General features: G+C 65.6%; 16 protein-coding genes. 6 read left to right on the top strand and 10 right to left on the bottom strand.

Annotation, left to right across the window (positions count from 1 at the left end; genetic code table 11):
* Positions 1–16: 16 nt before the first annotated feature.
* Positions 17–1,717, bottom strand: a complete 1,701-nt coding sequence (locus ACCD06_RS01320; protein WP_413338169.1) for an ArnT family glycosyltransferase — start codon at positions 1,715–1,717, stop codon at positions 17–19.
* A gap of 371 nt (positions 1,718–2,088) precedes the next feature.
* Between ACCD06_RS01320 and ACCD06_RS01325 the strand changes: the two genes are divergently transcribed.
* The 3 genes from ACCD06_RS01325 (at position 2,089) to ACCD06_RS01335 (ending at position 5,954) form a co-directional block, all read left to right on the top strand.
* The gene (locus ACCD06_RS01325; RefSeq protein WP_413338171.1) at positions 2,089–3,777 is read left to right on the top strand and encodes a methyl-accepting chemotaxis protein; all 1,689 of its coding nucleotides are present in this window, start codon (positions 2,089–2,091) and stop codon (positions 3,775–3,777) included.
* Between the two features lie 90 nt (positions 3,778–3,867).
* A complete protein-coding gene (locus ACCD06_RS01330; protein ID WP_413338173.1) occupies positions 3,868–4,344 on the top strand; it encodes a MerR family transcriptional regulator in 477 nt (158 codons plus the stop codon).
* Positions 4,329–5,954, top strand: a complete 1,626-nt coding sequence (locus ACCD06_RS01335) for a 3-(methylthio)propionyl-CoA ligase (protein ID WP_136702379.1) — start codon at positions 4,329–4,331, stop codon at positions 5,952–5,954. The genes ACCD06_RS01330 and ACCD06_RS01335 overlap by 16 nt, the downstream gene beginning before the upstream one ends.
* A gap of 178 nt (positions 5,955–6,132) precedes the next feature.
* Here the strand turns inward: ACCD06_RS01335 and glpK are convergent, their stop codons facing one another.
* The 8 genes from glpK to glpD form a co-directional block, all read right to left on the bottom strand.
* Positions 6,133–7,626, bottom strand: a complete 1,494-nt coding sequence (gene glpK / locus ACCD06_RS01340; RefSeq protein ID WP_413338175.1) for a glycerol kinase GlpK — start codon at positions 7,624–7,626, stop codon at positions 6,133–6,135.
* Between the two features lie 349 nt (positions 7,627–7,975).
* Positions 7,976–9,739, bottom strand: coding sequence for an ABC transporter substrate-binding protein (locus tag ACCD06_RS01345; RefSeq protein WP_136702381.1), 1,764 nt, complete (start codon positions 9,737–9,739; stop codon positions 7,976–7,978).
* A gap of 133 nt (positions 9,740–9,872) precedes the next feature.
* Complete coding sequence (locus tag ACCD06_RS01350; RefSeq protein WP_109073460.1) at positions 9,873–10,145, bottom strand: DUF2160 domain-containing protein; 273 nt, start codon at positions 10,143–10,145, stop codon at positions 9,873–9,875.
* A 19-nt stretch (positions 10,146–10,164) separates the two neighbouring features.
* Positions 10,165–10,917, bottom strand: coding sequence for a carbohydrate ABC transporter permease (locus tag ACCD06_RS01355; RefSeq protein ID WP_085091209.1), 753 nt, complete (start codon positions 10,915–10,917; stop codon positions 10,165–10,167).
* Positions 10,918–11,030: 113 nt separating this feature from the next.
* Positions 11,031–11,906 carry a carbohydrate ABC transporter permease gene (locus tag ACCD06_RS01360; protein ID WP_109073443.1) on the bottom strand — a complete coding sequence of 292 codons (876 nt, stop codon included), beginning with the start codon at positions 11,904–11,906 and terminating at the stop codon, positions 11,031–11,033.
* Positions 11,907–11,920: 14 nt separating this feature from the next.
* Entirely contained in the window at positions 11,921–12,997 is a 1,077-nt protein-coding gene (locus ACCD06_RS01365) for an ABC transporter ATP-binding protein (RefSeq protein WP_413338178.1), read from the bottom strand.
* Between the two features lie 14 nt (positions 12,998–13,011).
* On the bottom strand, positions 13,012–14,115 hold the full coding sequence (locus ACCD06_RS01370) for an ABC transporter ATP-binding protein (protein WP_413338180.1): 1,104 nt from the start codon (positions 14,113–14,115) through the stop codon (positions 13,012–13,014).
* Positions 14,112–15,683 (bottom strand): glycerol-3-phosphate dehydrogenase, encoded by a 1,572-nt coding sequence (gene glpD / locus ACCD06_RS01375; RefSeq protein ID WP_413338182.1) that lies wholly within the window; start codon positions 15,681–15,683, stop codon positions 14,112–14,114. Before glpD ends, ACCD06_RS01370 begins: the two co-directional genes overlap by 4 nt.
* A 398-nt stretch (positions 15,684–16,081) precedes the next feature.
* Here glpD and ACCD06_RS01380 point away from each other — a divergent pair, with 398 nt between their 5' ends.
* Positions 16,082–16,885 carry a DeoR family transcriptional regulator gene (locus ACCD06_RS01380; RefSeq protein WP_413338363.1) on the top strand — a complete coding sequence of 268 codons (804 nt, stop codon included), beginning with the start codon at positions 16,082–16,084 and terminating at the stop codon, positions 16,883–16,885.
* Between the two features lie 128 nt (positions 16,886–17,013).
* Here ACCD06_RS01380 and ACCD06_RS01385 read toward each other — a convergent pair whose 3' ends face one another.
* Positions 17,014–18,249 carry a class I SAM-dependent methyltransferase gene (locus ACCD06_RS01385; protein ID WP_413338184.1) on the bottom strand — a complete coding sequence of 412 codons (1,236 nt, stop codon included), beginning with the start codon at positions 18,247–18,249 and terminating at the stop codon, positions 17,014–17,016.
* A gap of 384 nt (positions 18,250–18,633) precedes the next feature.
* Here ACCD06_RS01385 and ACCD06_RS01390 point away from each other — a divergent pair, with 384 nt between their 5' ends.
* Positions 18,634–19,689, top strand: coding sequence for a GMP reductase (locus ACCD06_RS01390; protein WP_085091107.1), 1,056 nt, complete (start codon positions 18,634–18,636; stop codon positions 19,687–19,689).
* 124 nt (positions 19,690–19,813) lie between these two features.
* Complete coding sequence (gene uvrC, locus ACCD06_RS01395) at positions 19,814–21,688, top strand: excinuclease ABC subunit UvrC (protein WP_413338186.1); 1,875 nt, start codon at positions 19,814–19,816, stop codon at positions 21,686–21,688.
* Positions 21,689–21,691 lie beyond the last annotated feature (3 nt).

Raw genomic sequence — 21,691 nt, forward strand, 5'->3', positions numbered from 1 at the left:
CCGCCGGAGGCGGCGGTCACCAATGCCGCTGATGCCGGCCGGTGCGCAGGCGGGCCATTTCGACGGTCGTTTCCGCCGGCTCCGCCGGCTTGCGCATATCCTTCACCACCGCCAGCAGGGCGCCATCGCGTTCGACCTCCGCCACCGTGGGACCGGTCATCAGCGCGTCGCAATCCTCCTGCGTCGGCGCGATGAAGAAGTCGGCTCGATTCCAGTCGTTGACCCAGCGCATGTTGGCCGGCGCCAGCTTTTCGAAGGCCAGCGGCTCGGCGCAGACGGCGACGCTGTAGGTCCTGTGATGGTGGGTGCGCGCTTCCTCCGCCGCGATCACCTCAGACAGATCCTCCACCGCTTCCGGCAGGCTGTTGACCCAGTAATCGACATCATACTTGCGCACCGCGCCGGCGACACCGCCGACCAACTCGTTGAAATAGACATATTCGTCCGGATGCAGCGACTCCAGGACCGTAGCCTCGCGGCCCAGCACCAGCGCCAGCGCGACCCCGGCCAGGACCGCCGCCGACAGCCCGCGCCCGGTCCGCTGCGACACGCCGAACCTCCAGGCTCCGGCCCAGCCGAGCAGCCGGTCGAGCCCGATGCCGCCCAACACCGCCAGCGGCGGCAGCACGAACAGGAAATGGCGGATCGCGGTGTAGCCGGGGGCATGGGTGACGGTGAACCAGGCGATCGGGAACAGCGCCGCCAGCGCCACCAGCCCGCAGCCGACCGCGCGGACCCGTCCATCGTCCACCGCCAGCCGGTCGCGATACATCATCACCGGCAGCACCAGCACCCCCAGCGCCACCCCGCCCAGCATCACCAGCGGCAGCTTGACCCCGAGATACCAGACCAGATAGCTGCGCGGCACCTCGTACATCCAATATTCGGTGCCGCCCAGCATGGTGCGGATCGGATAATGGAAATGCGAGAAATCGGCCAGCGCCCGCAACGGGTTCAGCGGCTCCAGCACCGCCCAGGGCCAGAATACCGCCATCAGCCCATAGGCGACCGGCAGCGCCGGCAGCAGCCGCAACGCCCCCCGTCCGGCGTCGCGCAGCCGTCCGGCGGAGACTCCGCCCACCAGCACCCAGCCCGCCAGCGCCGCCGCAGCGTAGCCGGCCACCAGCAGCGCCCCGACCCGGATGCCCAGCGCCAGCCCGGCGACCACGCCGAATCCCAGCACCGTGCCCCAGCGGGGCCGCGGCATCTGCCCGACCAGCCGGATCAGCATCGCCACGGCGGCCATCATCAGCACGCCGAAGGGCACGTCCTTGGTGTGGTTGAACAGCCCGCCATACCAGGGACCGCACAGCGCCAGCAGCGCCCCGGCCAGGAACCCGGCCCGCGGCCCGGCGACCCGGCGGCCGACGCCCCAGACCACCGCGATCCCCGCCACCCCGATCAGGGCGCACAGCAGGTGCCGCGTCTCATAGGGATCGAAGGGCAGCAGCGGCGCCAGCGCCACCGCCGCCATGTCGAACAGCCCGCCATAGAGATAGAGGTTCTTGTAGGTGAAGGCCGAATCGTCAGTGAAGCCGCTGCGGTACCAGTCGATCAGCTTGGCGCCATAGACATGCTGCACCTCCTCGTCATTGGAGATGCCGTATTGCCGGAAGGTGACGGCGACCAGCACGATCAGGGCCAGCAATCCCAACGCCGCGGCAAGATCCCACGGCTCGCCGATCAGCCGGCGCAAAACGCTGCTCTTCCCCCGCACGCCCGGCTCCCTCGCTTCCCGTCCGCAAGCCCCCCAAGGCCGATCTGCAGAAAGCACCGGCCGCCGCGGCTTGTCATGTGAAATCTCTGACATGACCGTGGATGCGCGGACCGGGCGTTCGGACACCGTGAGAAGGTAGGCGCCTCGGGCGCATCGCACATCACCGAGAACGGGAAGAAAGCAATGATCCTCAATCAATTTTCAGAATACTGGCGAATTATCTAAAATACTCGCACTTGTTGCACGGCCGCTTTTCCAAGCCTCTGCATGCGACACTCTAGCGCGCGTCCTTTGTAAGGATTTGGTTCACTATTCGCGCAACAATTCGCCGCAAGACAAGGCGTGTAAAGTGCGCCGAAAGGTGGTGAGCCATGACAGGAACTTCTCTCTCGATCCGTGCGAAGCTGCTGATGCTGGTTGCAACAGCCAGTCTCGCCTGTTTGGCAATCGCCGGTGCCGGGCTTTATCTCAGCTATAATCGGATGTACCAGGACCGCGTCGATGCCCTTCGTTTCATGGTCGAGGCGGGACACAGCATGGCGGCACGGTTCGAAGGCGAAGTCGCCGCCGGCCACCTGACCCGTGAGGAGGCGCAGGCCCGCTTCAAGGAAGCCTTCCTCGCCATCCGCTACAGTGGGGAGGAGTATCTGTTCGCCCACACCTATGACAGCATCGGGTTCGCCCATGCCAACAAGGCTTTGATGGGCAAGGACGTCTCCGGCATCAAGGACGCGGCGGGTCTGCCCGTCATCCCGGCGCTGATCGACATCGTGAAGAAGAAGGGCGAGGGCACCTACGCCTATGACTGGCCGCGCACCGTCGGCGGCACCGAGACGGCGGTGAAGCTCGCCTATGTGAAGGGGTTCGAACCCTGGCGGATCTTCATCGGCACCGGCGTCTTCATCGACGACCTGTGGTCCGCTTTCCTGTCGCAGCTATGGACCCTGCTCGGCGTCATCGGCGGGCTGGCGCTGCCGGCCATCCTGCTGCTGGCGCTGGTCGGGCACAACATCAGCGCCACCATCCGCTCGCTTGCCGGGCGGATGCGGGCGATGGCCGACGGCGACCTGACGGTCGGCTTCCCGGAAACCAGCCGCGGCGACGAACTGGGCGACATGAGCCGGGCCACCCAGGTGTTCAAGGAGAATGCGCTGGCCAAACAAAGGCTGGAGGCCGAACGGGCCGAGCAGGCCCGCCGCGCCGAGGAGGACAAGCACCGTGCCGTCGCCGCGATGGCGGACCGCTTCGAACAGGCGGTCGGCGGCGTGATCCATGCCGTGGTGGTGGAGGCCGCCGGCATGGAAAGCCGCGCCAGCGCCGTGACCAGGGCCGCGGACCAAACCGGCAAGCTCGCCGGCGACGTGGCGGTGACCACCGGTCAAACCTCCGCCAACGTCCAGACCGTCGCCGCCGCGACCGAAGAACTGACCAGTTCCATTGGCGAGATCAGCCGGCAGGTCGGCCAATCCTCTGAGATCGCCCGCGAGGCGGTCGGGATCGCGGAGCGCGCCAACGTCAAGGTCGGCGGTCTGGCCGAGGCGGTCGAGCGGATCGGCGCCGTGGTCGAACTCATCAACTCCATCGCCAGCCAGACCAACCTGCTGGCGCTGAACGCCACCATCGAGGCCGCCCGCGCCGGAGAGGCGGGGCGCGGATTCGCCGTGGTGGCGAACGAAGTGAAGGCGCTCGCCACCCAAACGGCCAAAGCCACCGACGATATCGCCGTCCAGGTCGCCGACATCCAGTCGATGACCGGTGACGCGGTGGGCGAGTTGCAGCAGGTCGTCCGGGTCATCGGCCACATCAACGAAGTCGCTACCTCCATCGCCTCCGCGGTCGAAGAGCAAGGCGCCGCCACCCGCGAGATCAGCCGCAACATCCAGCAGGCCGCCCAAGGGACGCAGACCGTTTCCGACAGCATTGGCGGCGTCAATCGGGCGGCGAGCGAAAGCGGCAAGGTCGCCTACGAAGTGCTGGCCTCCGTCCGTCAACTGTCCAGCCACACCGACTCGCTGAGCCAGGAGGTGAACCGCTTCCTCACACAGGTGCGCGCGGGCTGACAGCACGGTTGCACATAAAGTCCGCTTTAGCTCATTGACGTTGACTTCCCCCTGCGCCCGTGGCGAAATTGGTGGCACAGGGGAATGTCCATGGCCGAACGGGATCGGGTGTATGGCGTGACGGAGCTGGCGGCGGAGTTCGACCTTACGCCGCAGGCGTTGCGCTTTTACGAGGAAAAGGGACTGCTGGCGCCGCAACGGGCCGGGGGACGGCGGGTGTTCACCTACCGCGACCGCGCCCGGCTGAAGCTGATCCTCAAATTCCGGCGGGTCGGCTTCTCGCTGGAACAGATCGCCGAATACCTTGCCCATTACCGCTCCGGCCGGCCCAGCGCCGGGCAGTACCGCGACGGCCTGCGGAAGATCCGCGCCCGCCTGACCGAGCTTGAACGCATGCAGTCGGAAATCGCCGAGGTGATCGGCGAGTTGAAGGCGATGGAGGGCGATGCCGAACGGCGGCTCGCCGCCTGCTTGCCTGACGCCTGCTTGCCTGACGAAGACCCAAAACAGACCGTGCCCACACAGAAGAGAAATGAACCGGGAGTGAAACGATGCTGCGCGGAATGATGATGAATGGCCCGCTGCTGGTGACGTCGATCCTGCGTCACGCGGCGCTCTACCATGCCGACACCGAGATCGTGTCGCGCACCACCGAGGGGCCGATCCACCGCTACACCTATGCCGACGCCTGGGTCCGCGCCCAGAAGCTGGCGAATGCGCTGGCGGCGCTGGGGATGCAGCCGGGCGACCGCATCGGCACGCTGGCCTGGAACGGCTACCGCCATCTGGAATGCTACTACGGCATCGGCGGCTCGGGCATGGTCTGCCACACCATCAACCCGCGCCTGTTCCCGGAACAGATCGCCTACATCGTCAACCATGCCGAAGACCGGCTGCTGTTCACCGACCTGACCTTCGTGCCGCTGCTGGAGGGCATCGCCCACGAGCTGACCGGGCTGAAGGGCATCGTCGTGATGACCGACCGGGCCAACATGCCGGCCTCCAGCCTGCCCAACCTGCTGTGCTACGAGGATCTGCTGGCCGAACAGCCGGACAGCTTCGAGTGGCCGGAGCTGGACGAGAACACCGCCTGCGGCATGTGCTACACCTCCGGCACCACCGGCAACCCGAAGGGCGTGCTGTACAGCCACCGCTCCTCCTACCTGCATGCCATGGCCGCCTGCATGCCGGACGTGTTCGGCCTGTCGGCCGCGGACGTGGTGCTGCCGGTGGTGCCGATGTTCCACGTCAACGCCTGGGGCGTGCCCTATGCCGCGCCGATGGTCGGCGCCAAACTGGTCTTCCCCGGCGGCAAGCTGGACGGCGCCAGCCTGTACGAGCTGTTCGAAAGCGAAAAGGTCACCAACACCGCCGGCGTGCCGACCGTGTGGCTGGCCCTGCTGAACTGGCTGGATGCCAACAGGAAGAAGCTCACGACGATGCGCCGCATCGCCATCGGCGGCTCCGCCTGTCCGCCGGTGATGATCCAGCGCTTCCAGGAGATGGGCGTGGAGGTTCTGCATGCCTGGGGCATGACGGAGACCAGCCCGCTCGGCCTCGCCAACATGCCGAAGGGCAAGCATCGTGGGCTGGACGCCGACGCGGCGCTGGCGCTCGCCTCCAAGCAGGGTCGGCCGATCTGCGGCGTGCAGTTCCGCGTGGTCGACGGCTCCGGCAACGACGTGGCCCGCGACGGCACCAGCTTCGGCCGGCTGCTGGTGCGCGGGCCCACAGTCTGCTCCGGCTATTTCGGCGTGACGGAAAGCCCCGCCCATCAGACGGTGCCGGGCTGGTTCGAGACCGGCGACGTGGTGACGATGGACGCCGACGGCTATGTCCAGATCGTCGACCGCACCAAGGACGTCATCAAGTCCGGCGGCGAATGGATCAGCTCCATCGACCTGGAGAACATCGCCGTCGGCCATCCCGGCGTCCAGGAAGCCGCCGCCGTCGCGGTTCCCGACGAGAAATGGGGCGAGCGCCCGGTGCTGGTCGTCGTCCGCAAGCCGGACTCCACCCTGACCCGCGAGGAACTGCTGGCGGTCTTCGACGGCAAGGTGGCGAAATGGTGCATCCCCGACGACGTCCGCTTCGTCGACAGCCTGCCCCACACCGCAACCGGCAAGCTGTTGAAGAGCGAGATCCGCCACATACTGACCAGCCCGGACGGAGTGTGATCCAAAAAGAAAACGGGCCGGACGGCATGAACCGTCCGGCCCAGTGTCCTCGCGGGATTGGCGAGGACGACGCACCCGAGGGAGGAGCGCGCAACCAAGGTCAATCTACCGGCCGACGAAGACGGCGACTTGTTCGTCTGCGCCACAAACTCAGCAATTTCACGCCATCGAAGCTGCTTCAACGCTCCGACCGCACCCGCGCCACGGCGTCGCGCCAGCCGCCATAGAGGCGGTCGCGCCTGTCCTGCTCCATGCGCGGTTCGAACCGGCGCTCGCTGCGCCAGGCGTCGGACACCGAGTCCAAACCGTCGAACACGCCGACCCGCAGCGCCGCGAGGCAGGCGGCACCCAGCGCCGTGGTCTCGATCACCTTCGGGCGTTCGACCGGCATGTTCAGCAGGTCGGCCAGGAACTGGCAGAGCCAGTCGTTGGCCGCCATGCCGCCGTCGATGCGTAGCGCGTTGATGGTGCCGCCCCAGTCGCCGGCCATCGCCTCCATCAGGTCGCGGGTCTGGTAGGCGACCGCCTCCAGGGCGGCTCGGGCGATGTGGGCCGGGCCGACGTCCAGCGTCATGCCGAAGATCGCGGCACGGGCATCCGAATCCCAATGTGGCGCGCCCAATCCGACGAAGGCCGGGACGAAATAGACGCCGTGGCTGTCGGGCACGCGGGTCGCCATGTCGTCGGTCTGGCTGGCATGGGTGATGATGCCGATGCCGTCGCGCAGCCACTTGATGGCGGCACCCGCCACGAAGATCGAGCCTTCCTGCGCATAGGCCGTCTTGCCGTTCAGCCGGTAGGCGACGGTGGTCAGCAGCCGGTTCTTCGACACCACCGGCGTCTCCCCGGTGTTGATCAGCGCGAAGCAGCCGGTGCCGTAGGTCGATTTCGCCATGCCCGGCGTCAGACAGGCCTGCCCGAAGGCCGCCGCCTGCTGGTCACCCGCCACCCCGGCGATCGGGATCGGCCGGCCGAGCAACTCCGGCTCGGTGGCGCCGAAATCGTCGGAGCTGTCCAGCACCCGCGGCAGCATGGCGCGCGGCACCCGGAACAGCGCCAGAAGCTCGTCGTCCCAATCCTGGGCATGGATGTCGAACAGCATGGTGCGCGAGGCGTTGGTCGCGTCGGTCGCATGCACCTGACACCCGGTCAGGTGATAGATCAGGAAACTGTCGATGGTGCCGAAGCACAGCTCGCCGCGTTCGGCCCGCGCGCGGGCGCCCGGCACATGGTCGAGAATCCAGGCGATCTTGGTGGCGGAAAAATAGGCGTCGATCAGCAGGCCGGTCTTGGCGCGCACCAACTCGGCATTCCCTGAAGCGACCAGATCGTGGCAGAGCGACGCGGTGCGGCGGTCCTGCCAGACGATGGCGCGGTGGATCGGCTCGCCGGTGGCGCGGTCCCACACCACGGCGGTCTCACGCTGGTTGGTGATGCCGATGGCGGCGATGGCGGCGACATCGACCCCGGCCTTCTCCACCGCCTCGCGCGCCACGGTGCGGATGTCGCGCAGGATGTCGGCGGGATCATGCTCGACCCAGCCGTCGCCGGGATAATGCTGCGGGAACTCGCGCCGCGCCTCGGCCAGCGGAGTCCCCCTGCCATCGAACAGGATCGCCCGCGACGAGGTGGTGCCCTGGTCGATGGCGAGGATATGGCTGGCCTTGGTCATGCTGCGTGTCCCCCAGTTTTCCAATTATCGCGCGTCTCCCCCTCTCCCCCACTCACGCGCAAACTTCGTTTGCGCTGACGCGACAGGCGGACCCCCGGCCCGCCGAAAGCGGGGAGAGGGTCGGGGTGAGGGGGACGCATGGCGTGATTTTTCAAGGAATGCGGAGCGGCTTCAACAAACGAAGCCCACGCCGCGCACCCCCCTCACCCTAACCCTCTCCCCGGGGGGGAGAGGGGATTGGCTAGTGGTCGTATAAAGAAAAGGGGCGACGGCATGCCGCCGCCCCAGGGTCACCTCCGGCGCAACCAGGACGCCCGCCGGAAGAGCGAACCCGTCACCGCATCCCGGATCAGCGGGCGCGGCCTTCCTTCCAGGCCTTCAGCAGGTCGTCATAGGCAACGGTCTCACCCTTCGGCTTCTCGTTGGCCAGCTTCGGCTTCGGCGCGCCCGGCTTGTCGAACCAGACCTTGGCGTCCTCCGGCTTGTTCAGCTGCGGGGCGCACTCGCCGCCGATCTTGGCGCGCTCCATGCGGGCCATGACCTGCTCCATCTGGTCGGCCAGATTGTCCATCGCCTGCTGCGGGGTGCGCTCACCCGTGACCGCCTCGGCGATGTTCTGCCACCACAGCGGGGCCAGCTTCGGATAGTCCGGCACGTTGGTGCCGGTCGGCGTCCAGGCGACGCGGGCCGGGCTGCGGTAGAACTCGACCAGACCGCCCAGCTGCGGCGCGACCTTGGTCATCGCCTCGGACTGGATGTCGCTTTCGCGGATCGGCGTCAGGCCGACCAGCGTCTTCTTCAGCGACGCGGTCTTCGACACGGTGAACTGGGCATAGAGCCAGGCGGCCTTGCGGCGTTCCAGCGGAGTGGACTTCAGCAGCGTCCAGGAGCCGACATCCTGGTAGCCGAGCTTCATGCCCTCTTCCCAGTACGGGCCGTGCGGCGAGGGGGCCATGCGCCACTTGGGCGAGCCGTCCTCGTTGACGACCGGCAGGCCCTTCTTGGTCATGTCGGCGGTGAAGGCCGTGTACCAGAAGATCTGCTGCGCGACCGCACCCTGGGCCGGCACCGGACCGGCTTCGGAGAAGGTCATGCCAGAGGCTTCCGGCGGCGCGTACTTCTTCAGCCAGTCGATGTACTTGGTCAGCGAATAGACGGCGGCCGGGCCATTGGTGTCGCCGCCGCGCTTGACCGAGGCGCCGGCCGGGCGGCAGCCCTCGACGCGGATGCCCCACTCGTCCACCGGCTTACCGTTCGGCAGGCCCTTGTCGCCGGCGCCGGCCATCGACAGCCACGCGTCGGTGAAGCGCCAGCCGAGCGACGGGTCCTTCTTGCCGTAGTCCATGTGGCCATAGACGCGGGTGCCGTCGATCTCCTTCACGTCGTTGGTGAAGAAGTCGGCGATGTCCTCATAGGCCGACCAGTTCTGCGGCACGCCCAGATCGTAGCCGTACTTGGCCTTGAACTTCTCCTTCAGGTCCGGACGGGCGAACCAGTCGGCGCGGAACCAGTAGAGGTTGGCGAACTGCTGGTCGGGCAGCTGGTAGAGCTTGCCGTCCGGGCCGGTGGTGAAGCTGGTGCCGATGAAGTCCTTCACGTCCAGCGTCGGCAGGGTGACGTCCTTGCCCTCGCCCGCCATGAAGTCGGACAGCGCGACGGCCTGACCATAGCGGACGTGGGTGCCGATCAGGTCGCTGTCGTTGACGTAGGCGTCATAGACGTTGCGGCCCGACTGCATCTGCGTCTGCAGCTTCTCGATGACGTCGCCTTCCTGGATCAGGTCGTGCTTCAGCTTGATGCCGGTAAGCTCGCTGAACAGCTTGGCGAGGGTCTTCGATTCGAACTCGTGCGTCGTCAGCGTTTCGGAGACGACGTTGATCTCCATGCCCTTGTACGGCTCGGCCGCCTTCACGAACCATTCCAGCTCCTTCATCTGCTCGTCCTTGGAGAGCGTGGAGGGCTGGAGTTCCTCGATGATGCGCTTGGCGACGGCTTCCTGGTCCGGCGTCATGGCGGCGGACGGACCCGCCGAGGCCATCGCCAGCAGAACGCCGATGCCGCCGGCCATCACGGCCCCGGTCAGGCGGCGCCGCAGAGTCTGGTGCTGAAGCATGCTTCCTCCCACTTGTCGACTTGGTGTCTGGTTGACGTTTGATTGTTGAGCTACCGGCGGAAACCACCGTTCTTCCCGTATTCCCCGCAGCCCCGCGGAGGAACGGATCCCTTGAAAACCTCTGGCTCCCCCCTCAGCCGAAGCGGATCACGAAAGCAATCCACAGCAGCGAGACCGCAAAGGCGCCCCACAGCGACACGTCGGTCGCGGCGAGCCAGCCCAGATGGATGAAGGCGCTGCCGAGCAGGCCGATGAACAGGCGGTCGCCGCGGGTGGTGCGCATCGGCAGGAAGCCCTTGGCCTCCACCGTCGGCGACAGCACCTCCCACACCGTCATGCCGGCCAGCATCAGGGCGATGCAGACGAAGAAGATCGCGGTCGGCGCAGTCCACGCCATCCAACCCATATCCATGACGCGGCCTCCCTCAGACCCGGCCCAGGGCGAAGCCCTTGGCGATGTAGTTGCGGACGAACCAGATCACGAGCGCGCCCGGCAGGATGGTCAGCACGCCGGCGGCGGCCAGCAGGCCCCAGTCCATGCCCGACGCGCTGACGGTGCGGGTCATGGTGGCGGCGATCGGCTTGGCGTCGACCGAGGTCAGCGTGCGGGCCAGCAGCAGTTCGACCCAGCTGAACATGAAGCAGAAGAAGGCGGTGACGCCGACGCCGGCCCGGATCATCGGCAGGAACACCGTGCCGAAGAAGCGCGGGAAGCTGTAGCCGTCGATGTAGGCCATCTCGTCGATCTCGCGCGGCACGCCCGACATGAAGCCTTCCAGGATCCACACCGCCAGCGGCACGTTGAACAGGCAGTGGGCGAGCGCCACGGCCAGATGCGTGTCGAACAGGCCGACCGTCTGGTAGAGCTGGAAGAAGGGCAGCAGGAACACGGCCGGCGGCGCCATCCGGTTGGTCAGCAGCCAGAAGAACACATGCTTGTCGCCGATGAAGCGGTAGCGCGAGAAGGCGTAGGCCGCCGGCAGCGCCACCGTCAGCGAGATCACCGTGTTCAGCGTGACGTAATAGATCGAGTTGATGTAGCCGCTGTACCAGCTGGGATCGGTGAAGATGGTGACGTAGTTCTGCAGCGTCGGATTGCGCGGGAACAGCGTCAGGCCGGACAGGATCTCCTCGTTCGTCTTGAAGGACATGTTGACCATCCAATAGATGGGCAACATCAGGAAGACGATGTAGCAGACGAGAACGATCGTCCTGTTCGACACCCGGGCGGAGGACCGGCGGATGTTGGCCGGGGCGGCCAGCGAGCCGGGAGCGAGAACCGCAGCCTTGCTCATTTCTTCTCTCCCGATCCGGAGTTGGTGATGACGGTGTAGAAGATGAAGCTGAACAGCAGCACGATCAGGAAGTAGACGATGGAGAAGGCCGCGGCCTTGCCGATGTCGAACTGCCCCACCGCCATCTGCGTCAGATACTGGCTGAGGAAGGTGGTGGAGTTGCCGGGGCCGCCGCCGGTCAGCACGAACGGCTCGGTGTAGATCATGAAGCTGTCCATGAAGCGCAGCAGCACCGCAATGATCAGGACGCCGCGCATCTTCGGCAGCTGGATGTAGCGGAACACCGCCCATTTCGACGCGCCGTCGATCTTGGCCGCCTGATAGAAGGCCGGCGGGATCGACTGCAGCCCGGCATAGCACAGCAGCGCCACGAGGCTGGTCCAATGCCAGACATCCATGACCAGCACGGTCATCCAGGCATGGGCCGAGTTGTTGGTGTAGTTGTAATCGATGCCGAGGGCGCGGAAGGTGGCGCCCAGCAGGCCGATGTCGCCACGGCCGAAAATCTGCCAGATGGTGCCGACCACGTTGAACGGGATCAGCAGCGGCAGGGCCAGCAGCACCAGCGTCAGCGACGTCTTAGCGCTGCGACCGCCGGGCATGCCGAGAGCGATCAGGATGCCCAGCGGGATCTCGATCGCCAGCACCGCCAGCGAATAGATGATCTGGCGGACCAGAGCGTCATGCAGCCGGTCGTCGGTCAGCACCGCCTCGAACCATTCGGTGCCGACGAAGAAGGTCTGACCGGGGCCGAAGATCTCCTGCACCGAATAATTGACCACCGTCATCAGCGGGATCACCGCGCTGAAGGCGACGATCAGAAAGACCGGGATGATCAGGAACCAAGCCCGGTTGTCCTGGACCTTATCCATGGCTTGTGCCTCCTTCAACCGACCAGATGGCTGTCGCGGTAGAGCTTGGTCCACCGGGTGGGGAAACGGATGGCGGCGTCCAGCGCCGGGATCTCCTGCTCCTCGCTCAGCCGCGCCTTCAGCGTGTGGCTGCCCAGCCGCACCGTCGCCAGCTTGGAGGTGCCGAGATCGTCGACACCGGTGACCTGCACCGGGATCGATCCGGCGCTGCCGCTGCGGGTCAGCTCCAGGAATTCCGGCCGGATGCCCAGCTCGAACTTGCCCCCCACCGCGGGCACGGCGCGGTCGGGCAGCGGGATGGCGATGCCGTCGACCAGCGCATGGTCATTGCCCAGCGTGCAGGGCATCAGGTTGATGCCGGGGCTGCCGATGAAATAGCCGACGAAGGTGTGCTCAGGATTCTCGAACAGCTCCTGCGGGGTGCCGAGCTGGACCATGGCGCCCTCGTACATCACCGCGACCTTGTCGGCGAAGGTCAGCGCCTCCACCTGGTCGTGGGTCACGTAGATCATGGTCAGGCGGTATTCCTCATGGATCTGGCGCAGCTTGCGGCGCAGGATCCACTTGGTGTGCGGGTCGATGACGGTCAGCGGCTCGTCGAACAGGATGGCCGCCACGTCCGAGCGCACGAGGCCGCGGCCCATCGAGATCTTCTGCTTGGCGTCCGGCGTCAGCCGCTGGGCGCGCTTCTTCAGATCGTCGGTCAGGTCCAGCGCCTCGGCCACCTGCCGCACGCGGCGGTCGACATCGGCAGCCGGAACCTTGCGGTTGCGCAGCGGGAAGGCGAGGTTCTCGTACACCGTCATGGTGTCGTAGATCACCGGGAACTGGAACACCTGGGCGATGTTGCGCTCCTCGGGCGTGCAGCGGGTGACGTCCAGCCCGTCGAACAGAACCCGCCCCTCGCTGGGCACCAGCAGGCCGGAGATGATGTTCAGCAGCGTGGACTTGCCGCAGCCCGAGGGCCCCAGCAGCGCATAGGCCTTGCCGTCCTCCCACTCCTGCGACAGGCGGCGGAGCGCGTAATCCTCCGGCTTCGTCGGGTGCGGGTGATAGGAGTGGCCGAGATTGTCGAATTGGATGGTCGCCATCGCTTCCGCCCCCCTTAAGCGATGTTGCGCAGCGCGCCGCGCCGCCAGTTGGGTGCCGCCACCAGCTGCCCGGCGGTGGAGAAGACGAAGATGCGGTCGGGATCGGCGTAGACCTGGATGTCGCTGCCGATGGGATGGCTGTGCACCCCCTCCTCGCGCGCGATCAGCGTGGTGTCGCCGTGGCGCAGATGGACGAAGGTCTCCGACCCGCTGATCTCAGACAGGGCGACCCGGCCCTTGATCGGCACCAGCCGCTCGCTCCGCCGCAGCACCGTCAGGTGGTTGGCGCGGATGCCGACCCGGCAGGGGCCGGCCGGCAGGTTGCGGTCGTGGGCCGACAGCGGCAGGCTGGTGCCGTCGGACAGGGCGACGCGGTCGTTGGTGAGGATCGCGTCCACCACGTTCATCGGCGGATCGCTGAACACCTGTGCGCATTCCAGCGACGCCGGCGTGTGGAACACGTCGCCGGTCGCCCCTGTCTGCAGCATCCGCCCCTCGTGCAGCACCGTGACGTTGCCGCCCAGGACCAGCGCCTCCTGCGGTTCGGTGGTGGCGTAGACCACCGTGGTCTTGCCGTCCGCGAAGATGTCGCGCAGTTCGGCGCGCAGTTCCTCGCGCAGCTTGTAGTCGAGATTGACCAGCGGCTCGTCGAGCAGGAGCAGGCCGGCACCCTTCACCAGCGCCCGCGCGATGGCGCAGCGCTGCTGCTGACCGCCCGACAGTTCGGCCGGCAGGCGCTCCAGATAGGGCTCGATCCGCAGCATGGCGGCGGTCCGGCGCACCTTTGCATCGATCTCCGCCTTGTCCTTGCCCTGGCGGCGCAGCGGCGAGGCGATGTTCTCGTAGACCGTCATCGCCGGGTAATTGATGAACTGCTGGTAGACCATCGCCACGTCGCGATGGCGCACCGACGCGCCGGTGACGTCCTTGCCGTTTTCCAGCACGCGCCCGGCGGTCGGCTTGTCCAGCCCGGCCATCAGCCGCATCAGCGTCGTCTTGCCGGCCAGCGTCCGCCCCAGCAGGACGTTGAAGCTGCCGGGTTGCAGCTCCAGCGACAGGGGGTGGAGATGCTGCTCGGCGCCGACGCGCTTCGCCACGCCTTCCAGTGTGAGTGTCACCGCATTCCTCCCATCGACCGCAGGCCGGCGGTATCACCGCTCGTATCCCTGTTGGCCGTAGCTTCGCGGCGCCGGTCGAACCAGCCGCCGATGGCCTCCCGGACATTTGCGTCCAGGTGCAGCCCAAGTTTGGAGCGCCGCCACAGGAAGTCGTCGCCGGTCATGGCGAACTCCTCCCGCGCGGCATAGTCGAGTTCGGCCTCATAGACGCCGCCCCCGAAATCGATACCCAGATCGTCCAGCCCCTGGGCCGCGCCCAGCAGCCGCTCCACCCGCGTGCCGTAGGCCCGCGCCAGCCGATAGGCCACCGCATCGGGCAGCCAGGGCCGGCTGCGCTTCAGACCGGCCAGGAAGCCGGCGAAATCGGCGTCGGCGATGTCGCCGCCGGGGAGCGGCACGGCGGCCGTCCAGGTGGCGCCGCCCTTGCCGAGCGCCTTGCCCAGCTTCTCCGTCGCCTCCTCCGCCAGCCGGCGGAAGGTGGTGATCTTGCCGCCGAAGATCGACAGCATCGGCGCCTGCCCGGCCGGCTCGTCCATCTCCAGCACATAGTCGCGGGTAACGGCCGAGGCGTTGCCGCTGGCGTCGTCGAACAGCGGCCGGACGCCGCTGTAGGTCCACACCACGTCGCGCTCGCGCACCGGCTTGGCGAAGTAGCGCGACACCGCCCGGCACATGTAGGCGATTTCGTCAGGGGCGATCGCCACCGCGCCGGGGTCCCCCGAATAATCGAGGTCGGTGGTGCCGATCAGGGTGAAATCGCGCTCGTAGGGGATGGCGAAAACGATGCGGCGGTCATCGTTCTGGAAGATGTAGGCGTGTTCGCCTTCGAACATCTTCGGCACGACGATGTGGCTGCCCTTGACCAGACGCACCGACTTGTCGACGGTGACGCCAGTGCGCTTGGCAATCATTTCCCGCACCCAGGGGCCGGCGGCATTGACCAGCGCACGGGCGCGGACGGTGCGGGTGGCGCCGGTGGTCACGTCGACCAGCGTCGCTTCCCACAGCCCGTCGCGCCGCTCGGCCTTCTCGCAGCGGGTGCGGGTCAGGATTTCCGCGCCGCGGGCCTTGGCGTCCATCGCGTTCAGCACGACCAGCCGGCTGTCCTCCACCCAGCAGTCCGAATATTCGAACGCCTTGGTGAAGCCGCCCGACAGCGGCTTTCCCGCCGGCGCGCTGGTCAGATCGACGCCATGCGATCCCGGCAGTAGCTTGCGCTTTCCCAGATGATCGTAAAGGAACAGGCCGATGCGCACCATCCAGGCCGGGCGCATGCTGCTGTCATGAGGCAGAACGAAACGCAGCGGCCAGATGATGTGCGGAGCGGCGCGCAACAGAACTTCGCGCTCCTGCAGGGCCTCGCGCACCAGACGGAATTCGTAATATTCGAGATAGCGCAGGCCGCCGTGGATTAGCTTGGTGCTGGCCGACGAGGTGGCGCCCGCAAGGTCGCCCTGTTCGCACAGCACCACCGACATCCCGCGCCCGACTGCGTCACGGGCGATGCCCGCGCCGTTCACGCCGCCGCCGACGATCAGAAGGTCGGTAACTGCGGACTCGTTTGCCATGAGTTCCTCTCCGTACCGCGCCGGTTCCTTGCGAACCCGGCCGCTTTCGTTTCGGAACATATGATGTTCGTTCACGGTTGAAAAGGAAAATGTTTGTTCAGCGGACCATGTTTTGAGGCTACGCCGGTTTGCCTCCACTGGCTACGGGTAAATGGGGTGGGGGGACGGGAGCGGGACGATGAGCGCCGCAGGCCTTCGAGCTGCCACTGATTGGCGATACGCTTTCGTTTCCGAATATGCTTGTCTGGCGAACAGTCTTGCCTTTACGGTGAGGCTCGCGCTCTGCGGCGGATCGACCGATGGCAGCGCGGCCACCTGCTTTTCGCTTTGACCCATTCCGCGCATCTGATTGACTGACGCCCCACCCGACCGGAGACAGCCCCCCGATGGATGCGCGCCTGGACGCCGAACGCCGCCAGCAGGAAATCGTGGCCCTGGTCCATGCCAAGGGCATGGTGCAGATCCAATGGCTGGCCGAACATTTCGACGTCACGCCGCAGACCATCCGCCGCGACATCGAGCATCTGGCCGGGCAATCCGCCGTCCGCCGGTTCCGCGGCGGCGTCACCGTGCCGTCCAGCGTGGAGAACATCGCCTATTCCACCCGCCAGACCCTGATGGCGGAGGAAAAGCGGCGCATTGCTGAAATGGTCGCCCGCCATGTGCCGGAGGACGCCTCGCTGTTCCTCAACATCGGCACGACGACGGAGGCGGTGGCCCAGGCGCTGCTCGGCCACAAGCGGCTGCGGGTGCTGACCAACAACCTGAACGTCGCCACCATCCTGCACAAGAACACGAACTTCGCCCTGTCCATCGCCGGCGGCTTGGTCCGCGAGCGTGACGGCGGCATCATCGGCGAAGCGACGGTGGAGTTCATCCGCCGCTACAAGGTCGACATCGGCATCATCGGCATCAGCGGCATCGACGCCGAAGGCGACCTGCTGGATTACGACGAGCAGGAGGTCCGCGTCGCCCGCGCCATCATCGAAAGCTCGCGCCGCGTCTTCCTGGTCACCGACCACACCAAGTTCGGCCGCAACGCCATGATCCGCATGGCCGACGTCAGCGTGCTCGACGCGCTCTTCACCGACCGCCTGCCGCCGCCCGAACTGATGGAGGTGCTGAGCAACGCCGACTGCCAGGTCCATGTCGCCGACGGCAGCGAGCCGGCGAACGGCGACGGCGATGATGGGGAGGAATAGGAGGAAAGCAGTAGATTTCCCGGCCTTCGAACCACTTCCTGCCGATCGGTTTGGTGGCGATGGTGTGCTGAACGCGGATTTTCGAGGCAAGGCCGCGTTAGCGCACCATGGTCTGGTTCAAGATTGCGTTAATCCAACGGCTGAACGGACAGTTGCCGGATTCCCGCCCGGAAGCCGTCGGAAACCATCAGGCGAATTTCCAAATCGTTGGCTTTCTCATTGAGAGTGAATTCTCCGGAGATCAATTTCTTTGTCAAATCGTCCTGCGTAATTTGGCGAGCATAGATAACGTTTTGACCTGCACTATAGCAAATATCGACCACCATTGTGTCGGCTACCTGTGCATCAGGATCAAGCGCGTACTCGAACCGGTATTTTCCTTTTGCCAACTTCAAATAGGGCCCGTAAACCACAAAAGTTGGCTGTGAGTTGACCGGAACATCAATGTGAAGCGCATCTCCAGCGGCCGTCCCGAAATTCGAACCGATTTTCGAATCGGAGCCGGAAATAACGATCGGATCATATTTCCGGGCTGCATACCAAAAATGAGTGTCGACACAGGTACCACGCCAACCTGTCCTAAAAAGCAGCTCCTCAAAGAAATCACTGTGAAATCCAAGTTCCATCCAGCCGTTTTGCCGCACGACGAACAGCGCTTCACCATCAAGGCGCACGCCCCATGGCATCGGAAATTCCATGTTGATCGGCTCTCCGCCGAAATATATTTTCCCTCCGGGCTTTACAACTTTATGAAGAGATAGCAAGATCCTTTCGAATTCCCAGCAATGGTGGAAAGATTCGAAGAAGCAGACAGCGTCATATTTTTCTTCGGTCGTTTCAATCCATGTGAAATCAGAATGAACGACCTTTATGTCGACCTCGTGCAAGGCAGCTCGGCGTCGGACCACTTCGCAGTAGGACTCTGCGATATCAAGCGCAGTAACCTGACAGCCGAGCATTGCTAGAGCTAGTGTGGTGTTGCCAAACCCAACGCCACATTCCAGGATGGAACCTCCGGACTTGATGTCCATCATCCCCAAAAATTTACCAATTAATGAATAATGTTGCGCTGCAAGTTTAATGCTTTTTGTAAAGAACGGAAAAGGCCGGACGGTGAGTTCGTCTACATTGAACCCGGCCACTTCGTTGACAATAGAATAAGAATTTCTGGAGGATGCTTTTTTATAAATTTCCAATATTTTGTTGGAGTAAGCCGCAGAGAATGGGTCGGATGGAAGGTCCTCTGGCGGAACAACCTTGATCTCGGAAAACCTTCTATAAGCCTCATCTTGAGAAATCTTGTAACCTTCGTCGAAGTAAATCATAAGGTCATCAAGATCATCAAACGGAACGAGACGCATCATTAATCTCCAGAATTGCAATTTTATCCATAATAGGCACGCAGTCACGAAGTGCATAGTTTTTTTTCTGAGAAGGGTATGCGCTTCAGGCGAGAGGATTGGATTGCGATTGAGCGGCGAGCGCTCGGTACCAGGGCTTCCGGACGCACGGCGTCCGGTAGAGCATTTGTTTCGTCTTCCGGGCGGTTGGCAACGCAAAAAGTACTCCGGCAATGGTTGGTCGTCTCTCTTCCTGCGATGTCCGGGGAAGAGGGGAAGATGCGTCAGACATTGCGTGCGCGTGCCACGGCTTCGATGACCCTTGCCGAACGGAGGAACCACCTCCACTCTGTGATGTCGGGCGTTAGTTCAGCGGTCGGCCCGACCAACAGAGGGAACAGGTGTGCGGTGATCATCGAAAGCGACCTCAAGCTCGACTTCAAGGATGTGCTGATCCGGCCGAAACGCAGCACGCTGCAGAGCCGCAACGACGTGGACGTCAACCGGACCTTCACCTTCCTGCACACCCAGCGCGACTGGACCGGCTTCCCGCTGATCGCCGCCAACATGGACGTCACCGGCAGCATGGGCATGGCCCGCGCGCTGTCGCGCTTCGGCGCCATGACCGCCCTGCACAAGCATTACAAGGCGGACGAACTGGTCGCCTTCTTCCAGGCGGAGGCGGAATCCGCCGTCCAGTCGAACGTCTTCTATTCGATGGGCATCGCCGACGCTGACCATGACAAGTTCCAGGCGGTGAAGGCCAAGGCCCCGGTGGGCAAGATCTGCCTGGACGTCGCCAACGGCTATACCGAGCGCTTCGTCGAGGTCATCGCCCGCCTGCGCGAGGAGAACCCGGAGACCGTCATCATGGCCGGCAACGTCGTCACCGGCGACATGACGGAGGCGCTGCTGCTGGCCGGCGCCGACATCGTCAAGGTCGGCATCGGGCCGGGATCGGTCTGCACCACCCGCAAGATGACCGGCGTCGGCTATCCCCAGCTGTCGGCCATCATCGAATGCGCCGACGCCGCCCACGGGCTGAAGGGTCAGGTCTGCGGCGACGGCGGCTGCACCGTGCCGGGCGACATCTCCAAGGCCTACGGCGCCGGCGCCGACTTCGTCATGCTCGGCGGCATGCTGGCCGGCCATGACGAGTGCGAGGGTGAGATCCGCTACGAGGACCGCGACGGCGACCGCGTGCCGGTCGCCATGACCTTCTACGGCATGTCGTCGGACACCGCGATGCACAAATACTCCGGCGGCGTCGCCTCCTACCGCGCGTCGGAAGGCAAGACGGTGGAGATCCCCTATCGCGGCCCGGTGGAGAACACGATGCAGGAGATCATGGGCGGCGTGCGCAGCATGATGACCTACATCGGCGCCACCCGGCTGAAGGAGGTGCCGAAACGCACCACCTTCGTCCGCGTCGGCGCCCAGCTGAACACCGTGTTCGGGGGCTGACCCAGCCCCTTGCCGCATGGCAGATCCCTGCCGGAAGCCTCGTCCGAATCTTGTCTCTTGGACCCGTTCCGTTCTACTGCTTGGGTGAGCGGCGAATCGGAGCTTTGCGGGAACGAGAGAGCTTATGGACGGGGTGCCCGGCAGCGGAGCGGACGTCATCCGCGCCCAGTTGCCGACCCTGCCGGACACGCCCGGTGTCTATCAGATGCTGGCGGCCGACGGGTCGGTCCTTTATGTCGGCAAGGCGAAGAACCTGAAGCGCCGGGTGGCCAGCTACACCCGGACCGACGGGCTGCCCAACCGCACCCGGCGGATGGTGTCCCTGACCCGCTCCATGGAGTTCGTCACCACTCACACCGAGGCCGAGGCGCTTCTGCTGGAAGCGAACCTGATCCGCAGCCTGCTGCCGCCCTTCAACATCCTGGTGAAGGACGACCGCTCCTTCTCCTACATCGTCATTGGGAAGGGTCACGACTTCCCCCGTCTGATGCAGCATCGCGGCAGCGCCGAGCGGCGCGGCACATCAGGCAAGGGCAACCGCAGGGATTCCGACCTGTTCGGCCCCTACGCCTCGCCGCATCTCGTCGGCATGACCATCGCCGCCCTGCAACGGGCCTTCCTGCTGCGCAGCTGCGACGATGGCGTGTTCGCCTCGCGCACCCGCCCCTGCCTGCAGCACCAGATCAAGCGCTGCTCCGCCCCCTGCGTCGGCCGCGTCAGCGAGGAGGAGTATGCCGATCAGGTCCAGGGCGTGCGCGACGTGCTGTCCGGCCGCAGCGCGGAGGTGCAGGCGGAGTTCGCCCGCCACATGCTCGACAGCTCCGACCGGCTGGAATATGAGGACGCCGCCCGCTGGCGCGACCGCATCCGCGCGCTGACCGCCCTTCAGAGCCGCCAGGACATCAATCTGGAGGACACGCTGGGCGACGCCGACGTGCTGGCCCTGCACCGCGAGGGCGGTGCGGCCTGTGTCCAGGCCTTCTTCTTCCGCGGCGGCCGCAACCAGGGCACCCGCGCCTTCTTCCCGCGCATCGACGCGGAGGAGGAACCGGGCGACATCCTCGCCGCCTTCGCCGCCCAGCTCTATGCCGACACCCTGCCGCCGGCCCTGCTGCTGCTGAGCGACCCGGTCGAGTCACCGGACCTGCTGGCCGACGCGCTGAGCCTGTCCGCCGGTCACCGCGTCACCGTGGAATGCCCCAAGCGCGGCCCGAAACGCCGCGCGGTCGAACACGCGCAGACCAACGCCCGCGACGCTCTCGGCCGCCGGCTGGCCGAGCGCTCCACCCAGGCGACTCTGCTGGAGGGGGTGGCGCGCATCTTCGGCCTGCCCGCCGCCCCGCGCCGCATCGAGATCTACGACACCTCGCACATCCAGGGGGCCTTCCCGGTCGGCGCCATGGTGGTGGCCGGGCCGGAGGGGTTCCAGCGCAACGCCTACCGCCGCTTCTACATCCGCGATCCGGAAGCCGCCGGCGACGATTACGCCATGCTGCGCGAGACCTTCACCCGCCGCTTTCACCGCAGCAGCAAGTCCGACCCTGATTCTGCCCAGTGGCCCGACCTCGTCCTGATCGACGGCGGTCTGGGGCAGCTGAACACGGTGAAGGACGAATTGGCGATGCTGCAGATCACCGACATACCGCTGGTCGCCATCGCCAAGGGTCCCGACCGCAATGCCGGGCGCGAGCGCTTCTTCCGCCCCGGCCAGCCGCCGCTGACGCTGGAGCCCAACGATCCGGTTCTGCATTTCCTGCAAAGGCTGCGCGACGAGGCCCACCGCACCGCCATCGACAGTCACCGCGCCCGCCGCATGAAGGCGATGTCGCACACCCGCATCGACGGCATCCCCGGCATCGGCCCGGCCCGCAAGAAGGCCCTGCTCCACCATTTCGGCAGCGCCACCGCCGTCGCCTCCGCCGGCCTGAAGGACCTGGAGGCCGCCCCCGGCATCAGCGAAACCATTGCGCGGAAGCTCTACGAACACTTCCACGGATAGAGG

Source organism: Azospirillum sp. CT11-132 (genome assembly GCF_047302835.1).
Lineage (GTDB): Bacteria > Pseudomonadota > Alphaproteobacteria > Azospirillales > Azospirillaceae > Azospirillum.

Excerpts from the sequence above, each read along its gene's own strand:
- ACCD06_RS01325 (WP_413338171.1), top strand. The coding sequence starts at position 2,089 with ATGACAGGAACTTCTCTCTCGATCCGTGCGAAGCTGCTGATGCTGGTT.
- ACCD06_RS01330 (WP_413338173.1), top strand. The coding sequence starts at position 3,868 with ATGGCCGAACGGGATCGGGTGTATGGCGTGACGGAGCTGGCGGCGGAG.
- ACCD06_RS01335 (WP_136702379.1), top strand. The coding sequence starts at position 4,329 with ATGCTGCGCGGAATGATGATGAATGGCCCGCTGCTGGTGACGTCGATC.
- glpK (WP_413338175.1), bottom strand. The coding sequence starts at position 7,626 with ATGACCAAGGCCAGCCATATCCTCGCCATCGACCAGGGCACCACCTCG.
- ACCD06_RS01345 (WP_136702381.1), bottom strand. The coding sequence starts at position 9,739 with ATGCTTCAGCACCAGACTCTGCGGCGCCGCCTGACCGGGGCCGTGATG.
- ACCD06_RS01350 (WP_109073460.1), bottom strand. The coding sequence starts at position 10,145 with ATGGGTTGGATGGCGTGGACTGCGCCGACCGCGATCTTCTTCGTCTGC.
- ACCD06_RS01355 (WP_085091209.1), bottom strand. The coding sequence starts at position 10,917 with ATGTTGCCCATCTATTGGATGGTCAACATGTCCTTCAAGACGAACGAG.
- ACCD06_RS01360 (WP_109073443.1), bottom strand. The coding sequence starts at position 11,906 with ATGGATAAGGTCCAGGACAACCGGGCTTGGTTCCTGATCATCCCGGTC.
- ACCD06_RS01365 (WP_413338178.1), bottom strand. The coding sequence starts at position 12,997 with ATGGCGACCATCCAATTCGACAATCTCGGCCACTCCTATCACCCGCAC.
- glpD (WP_413338182.1), bottom strand. The coding sequence starts at position 15,683 with ATGGCAAACGAGTCCGCAGTTACCGACCTTCTGATCGTCGGCGGCGGC.
- ACCD06_RS01385 (WP_413338184.1), bottom strand. The coding sequence starts at position 18,249 with ATGATGCGTCTCGTTCCGTTTGATGATCTTGATGACCTTATGATTTAC.
- uvrC (WP_413338186.1), top strand. The coding sequence starts at position 19,814 with ATGGACGGGGTGCCCGGCAGCGGAGCGGACGTCATCCGCGCCCAGTTG.